Annotated in this window: 4 protein-coding genes and 1 tRNA gene; 1 reads left to right on the top strand and 4 read right to left on the bottom strand. The window is 38.1% G+C overall.

Features of this window, described 5'->3' with window-relative positions; translation table 11 throughout:
• Positions 1–30: 30 nt before the first annotated feature.
• Both AB4128_RS10895 and AB4128_RS10900 read right to left on the bottom strand, forming a co-directional pair.
• Positions 31–1,692, bottom strand: coding sequence for an ABC1 kinase family protein (locus tag AB4128_RS10895; protein WP_372037652.1), 1,662 nt, complete (start codon positions 1,690–1,692; stop codon positions 31–33).
• A 398-nt stretch (positions 1,693–2,090) separates the two neighbouring features.
• The gene (locus AB4128_RS10900) at positions 2,091–2,681 is read right to left on the bottom strand and encodes a hypothetical protein (RefSeq protein WP_372037653.1); all 591 of its coding nucleotides are present in this window, start codon (positions 2,679–2,681) and stop codon (positions 2,091–2,093) included.
• 229 nt (positions 2,682–2,910) lie between these two features.
• Between AB4128_RS10900 and AB4128_RS10905 the strand changes: the two genes are divergently transcribed.
• Entirely contained in the window at positions 2,911–3,489 is a 579-nt protein-coding gene (locus tag AB4128_RS10905) for a hypothetical protein (RefSeq protein WP_372037655.1), read from the top strand.
• A gap of 265 nt (positions 3,490–3,754) precedes the next feature.
• Here the strand turns inward: AB4128_RS10905 and AB4128_RS10910 are convergent, their stop codons facing one another.
• Together AB4128_RS10910 and AB4128_RS10915 are read right to left on the bottom strand one after the other, a co-directional pair.
• Positions 3,755–5,464, bottom strand: coding sequence for a methyltransferase domain-containing protein (locus tag AB4128_RS10910; protein ID WP_372037656.1), 1,710 nt, complete (start codon positions 5,462–5,464; stop codon positions 3,755–3,757).
• A 479-nt stretch (positions 5,465–5,943) separates the two neighbouring features.
• A tRNA-Trp gene (locus AB4128_RS10915) sits at positions 5,944–6,020 on the bottom strand.
• Positions 6,021–6,598: the final 578 nt, after the last annotated feature.

Below are 6,598 nucleotides of genomic sequence, written 5' to 3' on the forward strand. Positions count from 1 at the left end.
ATGATTTGACTAAATTCTACTACGTACTTTTCAACGCTTTTTTGATAAATTTCCCGAGCGGCTAATAGCAAGTAATAAGCGCCCTACCAGTAAACTGCCTGCGGCAGTAATCCCCAAACCTATAATAGAAACGCCTTCATACAAAGGCGGTACGCCACTACTTAACACCATACACCCACCGAGAAAAATGGCGCCACTTAATACCCCATAAACCAAGCGATTAATAATCGTATCTAAACTTCGATGATTCAAATTAATATCAAACCGACCATTATTAATTTGCTGAGTTAATAACTCGATTTGTTCAGGCAAAGTATTAATGACACGTTGCCATCGATTAGAAGACGCCATGGTTTGTTTGAACATATATTGAGGCGACAACTGGGCAAGTTTCATCTTAATCGCATAAGGACGAATTGCGTCACCAACGCTTATGCTGCTATCTAATTGCTTAGATGCTCCTTCAAGCATGATGAGAACCCTCAGGAGCATCGAAACTTCTGTCGGAATAACTAGCTTATGATGGTGAATAATTCGAATAAATTCATTTAATACGGCAACTAGAGGGACTTCATTAATATCCACTTCCAAAAAGTCTTGTACAAAATCGCTAACATCTTTTTCAAGTAAGACTTTATCTAGCTTAGGCTGTGCCTGACACAATTTGATTATATGGTAAGTTAACTCTGCGGGATCTTTATCGGCAAGGGCAACTAATAAGTGCTGAAAGCGTAATTGAACGGCTTGGGTTAATTTTGCTGTCATCCCCCAATCCAATATACCTAACTGTCCAGACTCCAATACCCAAATATTTCCAGGATGCGGATCGGCGTGAAAAAAACCTAAATCAAAAATCATATCAAGATACACCTTGATCCCGGTTTCAGCTAAAGCTCTAGTATCTACCTCAGCAGCATTTAGTTTGTCACCATCGGCAACGCTAAACCCCTTTAAGCACTCCATGACTAAAACATGTTTACCTGAAATGTCACGATAAACATGTGGAATATGCACTTTACTATTATCACTAAAGTAAGCACTAGCACGTTGCATACTGCGAGCTTCTTTCACGTAGTCGAGCTCATTCATTAGTGATTTAGTAAACTCAATAATTAACTTAGTCGGTTGATATAGTCTGAGTTCTTTATTGTATTGCTCAACCAAAGACGCCAGCATTTTTAAAATTTCGACGTCTGCAACAATTTTATCTTCAATACCAGCGTGCTGAACTTTAACGACAACGTCTTGGCCATCCACGGTGACTGCTTTATGCACCTGACCTACCGAGGCAGAAGCTAATGCATCAAAACTAAAGGATTGAAATAAAGTATCGAATGAGCGACCGAACTCAGCTTCAATGGTTGAAATGATCTGTTGTTTATTATCAGCAGGCGTATCAGATTGAAGCTTAGTTAGCTCATCAGCAATCTCTTGACCAACCAGATCAGCACGGGTACTGAGTATTTGACCAAGTTTAATAAAAGCAGTGCCTAACTCACTGAATGCTAGGCGTAAACGAACTGCAATAGAAAGTGACGCAAGTTGCTGACCGCTCTCATTCACAAATACACTTTTAATAAACTCAGGATTACCTTCTTTAACCCAATTAGCTAAACCATACTTTACCAACACAGTGAGGATCTGTCGCGAACGCACCGAATGATTCATGAATTGCTTAACGTTAGTCAGCATCGCCCAACTCCCTGTTTACCCAATAAAATAAGCTTTAGTTTTCTAGATATTGATAAGACTTTAAAGTCATTACATCATCTAGCTAAACAGTGCGGATTGCAATGCTAATCGTGCAGAGTACATGCCCCCAAATAATAACTATATATGCCAATAAAGAGTTAAAAAATATCAAAGGTAATATATGGAAATTTAAATGAGACTTAGGTTACAACGGTGAAGCTGCTCAAACCTCTTCAAGCTAGATTAACTTTACTTATAGATAATTTTATTCAATGCATTTAAAAAACGGTTTAATCACTTTAAAGATACTAACTATCTAAAAAATAGACTATTAAACATACATTTATTAAACACTCTGTGAATAAACAAACTACATACAGGAGGGCAAATAAATCAACTTAAAGGTTAACAACTGGGTAATTTGCATCGCCCCAAAGTTGATCAGAGCTATCCATCATGATGTTGATAATAATAGGCACTAGCTTTGACAAAAAAGCGACACCATCACGAATTTGATCACGGTTAGCAGAACTATTCCAAGTAGCCCCACCATGGATTAATTGGTTTCTAAGAGTATATAAACGCTGTAGGATGATGGTATTAAGCTGGTCAGTTCTTTTAGTTGAAAGTGCCACGTTTGCACTGGCTTTCGCATTTGAAAAACGTATTACCCACTCTTCTTCTGTAAGCTTTCCATTTTGAAAATCCCAAAAAGGTTGAAACACGTATTGATTGTCTAACAGCACTCTAATACAAGAAGAAAATTCAGACCAAACGAGTGAGTAAAGGTGATTTCCTTTATCTAGCTCGACAAGCTTTGACATAAACTTAGCAAAAGCTTCTGATTCTGTATGCCTTAACACCTCAGTATCTTGAGCATAAGCGGCATTAAAGGCTATCCATAAAAAAATAAACTGACTATCTTTGTCATCATGACACTGTTCAGACTTTGCTAACCAACTCAATGAGCGATGAACTCGTAATGCCAAACCTTCAGGGAAACCTTGCCTAATTTCTCGTTGTTTTTTTTCAAGGAATCAAAGTCCATTTCGTCACCTTAATTTGATAATTGAATCAGATATATGAGTAAATCGTCTGATAACTAGAAATAACATAACATTAATCAATTGGTAATAAATAGATTCATGTCAATATCTTACTTTTCATTATTTTTATTTAGCGCTATGGTTGAAGTAATATCTTATGAAGGAAAATAGATTGCCCGAATTTAATCTAAGAGCACAAGCAAGTAAGCATTTCAGTTTTGAACAGCTGATTTTGTGTGGTGAAACCATAGAAAAAAAACAAACTGATAATTTACCTAAACAGGCAGATTCATGGAGAGCTTTAAGCCAACTTGCTATTAAGCTACTCGACCCATTATACGAACAGTTTGGTCAATTACAGCTAACTTACGGCTTTTGCTCACCACAATTAGCAAGGCTTATTGCGAAGAATAAGAATCCGCATATTGCCCCCTCATTAGATCAGCATTGCTCACACGAAGTAAACTGTAACAATAAGATAATTTGCAATCGTTTAGGCGCAGCCTGCGACTTCTTTATTCAAGATAAATCAATTCATATGCAAGTCGTTGCTAAATGGATAAGCCAAAATCTCAAGTTCGATAGAATGTATTACTATGGTAAAAACTCACCTCTCCATATTAGCTATGGCCCTGAGATGAATCAGTTTTTACAGCTTATGAAAACACACAATGCAACCAAGCACCGCTCCCCTTCTTTTAAGGGGCGAGGTGATAAAGTGATACAGCTTATTAATGAAGTGAATTACTAATGGGTACGATAATTATCGACTCTGTGGCTGAAACAATCGAATACACCAACAGTAAAGACACCATGAAACTCCTCAAGTTAAGTTGCCAACTTATATTGGCAACTGCACCTGAATAAAGCTCTTATTCCTTGGTGTCGAAACACCGTTATATTGATGTGGGCGGAACAGGCAATAATATCCCATGCAACTTTTCTGAACTTCAGAAAAACTACGATACCCTGTTGTTAGTATTCTTGATAATTCGGTAGTGATATCCGACTTATCCCTACCATTCAGAAACTAACAAACGGCTCCTGACTCCCCTAATCTGCAAGCCCATAGCTTCAAATACTTCTTCAAAATCATTGCACTGAGCTGGCACGTTAGGTAATGAGAATATCGCTTCAGTGAAAAATCTTTGCTGATGCAAAGGATCACTACCCCATGCTATCTGCCACCATTCTATGATACGTTCTTTAGAATCAAACAATCGCTTCGCCTTAGGCACTCGGTCGCTTTTTCTTCGGTTCTCGTTTGATGTTGTAGGTAATAAGTTCCATTTGTCATTATTTGGCCAGTAAGCAAAGGGGAGGCAATGATCCACATCGTACTGGCTCTTTAATACCGTATTACTCCAGGCGCTATGGATAACTTTTCCCTCAGCCTGTAACTCATCCACACGCTTGCGAACGTCTCGAGTGTCACGAGATGAATCAATCCACACCAGACAGTCATGATATGACTGTAGAGAAATATTTCTGTCTTGATTAAGCTTAAAACGCTGCATTTCTTTAACCCACTGGTTTACCACCAACGGTTCTATCCAGGAGTGATAAAGCCTAAAGCAACCCCATAGTTTTTCATCCAAAATGAATTGACCAAACCCTGTAAAGAATTCACTATCTAAAATAATGGCATCTGAGTATTTTCTACGCTTATCTGCTGCTTGGATTTCAAACAACTTATTTTGTTTATCTCCCTGATAGATAAAGGTAACTGGCCCTGCTTTTATCGTACTTATCGTATGAGTAAATAATTTTTGAATAGCTTTAGCTTCTTCCCCGACATAGAGTGCACCAATAGAAAAGTCATCGGCTGATAGGTGTTTAAGCTTATTCCAACCATCATCTTTCACAAAACCCAAGCCTTTCGTTGCATTCGAGTTCTGCTGAATTCCGTGCCCCTCAATATCAACATCAATAAGGCGTTTGAACTGACGAACCCAATATAGAGCAACTAAACCCGCTGAAAGTGCGATTTTACCATCACTACGATCTAACACAGCACCAGAGTGAGCATCGGCAATACGAAGTAACGTTCTCAATAGAGCAAGCTTGTAAGTCGCAGATTTACTGTCATTAACAATAATTCGACGAACAGTGTTAAGGTTACCTGCCCCATCATCAGGCAAATTCAATACAACAGTCTGCCAAGACACATCTGCCCGTTGAAGATTATCTTCACTACCCGAAACTAATTGAAGCTGCAACGCGTGATCTTTTGAAAATTTTTCTAGCTCTTCGACCGAGACAGAAAAGCCTTGTCGGCCATCAGTAAACGCTCCATGACGCAAGCTAATGACTAATTTACCATTTGGGGATAATAGATTTGAAAGTTTACGAAATGCCCTTTCACGTAATGAAGGGGCTAAATGCATCCACACTGCACTTACAAGTATTAAGTCAAAACGCATTCCTAAGCTTTGCACGTTTTTAAGAACTGGAAGTGAATCATTAAGCCAAGTGACTTCTGGCCCTGTACTTTGTTGCCCTATTTGACGCAATGCATCATTTGGCTCTACAGCGATGACCTCACAACCTTGTTCATTCATCCACTTAGCATCACGCCCAGAACCAGCACCAATATCTAAAACATTCGATCCTAATTCAGGCCAATATAACTTCCACGATTGGTGTACAGACTTAAAATCAAGACCATTATATTGTTCAGCGAGTTCTAAAGCATTCTGACTGTAAAAAAGAGAGGTTGAATTCATGAAAATGCGCCATATGTCCTTGTTAACCCATGATATACGGCTAGGTTACATATGGCGATAGCTTAGTAAAGAACCGTGATTAATTTTTGATTAAAGTCGAAGTGCTCAATAAGTTATTAAGAATGGAAGGTTAGAACGAGGATAATTTTCTAAAAATAAAACTGACAAAAGCGGTGTGGACTTCCCAGCTTAATAAGAAGGTTCTTATTATTAACGTAAAGAGTCTTTCCAAGCTAACTATCCAATTTCGATTATCGTTATTAATTTTGGAAATTTTTACACTAGGTGTTAGTACTAAACTATCAATAGAAAGATTGGCTGCCTCTAAAAAGCTATGACCATAATTTGGTCACCGTTTGGCCACAGAATAGAAAATACTGAAAAATATGAGTATGAGTTTTGGAGTGATTTAAAGAAAGGGAAATGAATTAAAGCCTGAAAAGACAAAGGCCTAGCATTTCTGCTAGGCCTTCTAAATTTGGCAGGGGTAGCAAGACTCGAACTCGCAACCATCGGTTTTGGAGACCGCTGTTCTACCAATTGGAACTATACCCCTGTTGACGAGATGCATTATGCTAAAAGCACCGACAAAGGTAAAGCATTATTTGCTTCAAACACTACTGACTGTGGGTTTTTCAGCCAAATTAGTAAAATTGAATACGCTTTGGCTTTGCCTTATACAAATCTCTTTCTGATATACGTTAATACATCATAAGCAGATCAATCTATAGTGCATAAAAAGATGAGATTAGTTGTGCTGTTCGTATTTTTCGATTTAATGAACTGTGCCTTACTGGCTAGTGCTTAAATGAGTAACACTAAGTAGAACGAACATATATTGCAAGAGTTGGCCTCGATAGCCAGGAGCTCACTCAGGTTACTCTGAGGTTGATAGATTAAGGCCCTATTACTTGTGGATGCACTTAGTTGATAGGGTATAACTCAATAATCACTGGTTCACTTCTGAGTGATACCTAGCATTTACTGAAAGCCTTGATATAAACATTCAGTATCTTATTAAGCGTGTTTAGTTGAGTTAGCATCCCTAAATATTGACTGCAAAAGTATCTTTTATAATGGGGATTGTTGGTAGATAACAGAAATCATTGATAACCAAAACGAAAAAAGCCTCTA

This window comes from Shewanella sp. 10N.286.52.A9 (assembly GCF_041468985.1).
GTDB classification, from domain to species: domain Bacteria; phylum Pseudomonadota; class Gammaproteobacteria; order Enterobacterales; family Shewanellaceae; genus Shewanella; species Shewanella japonica.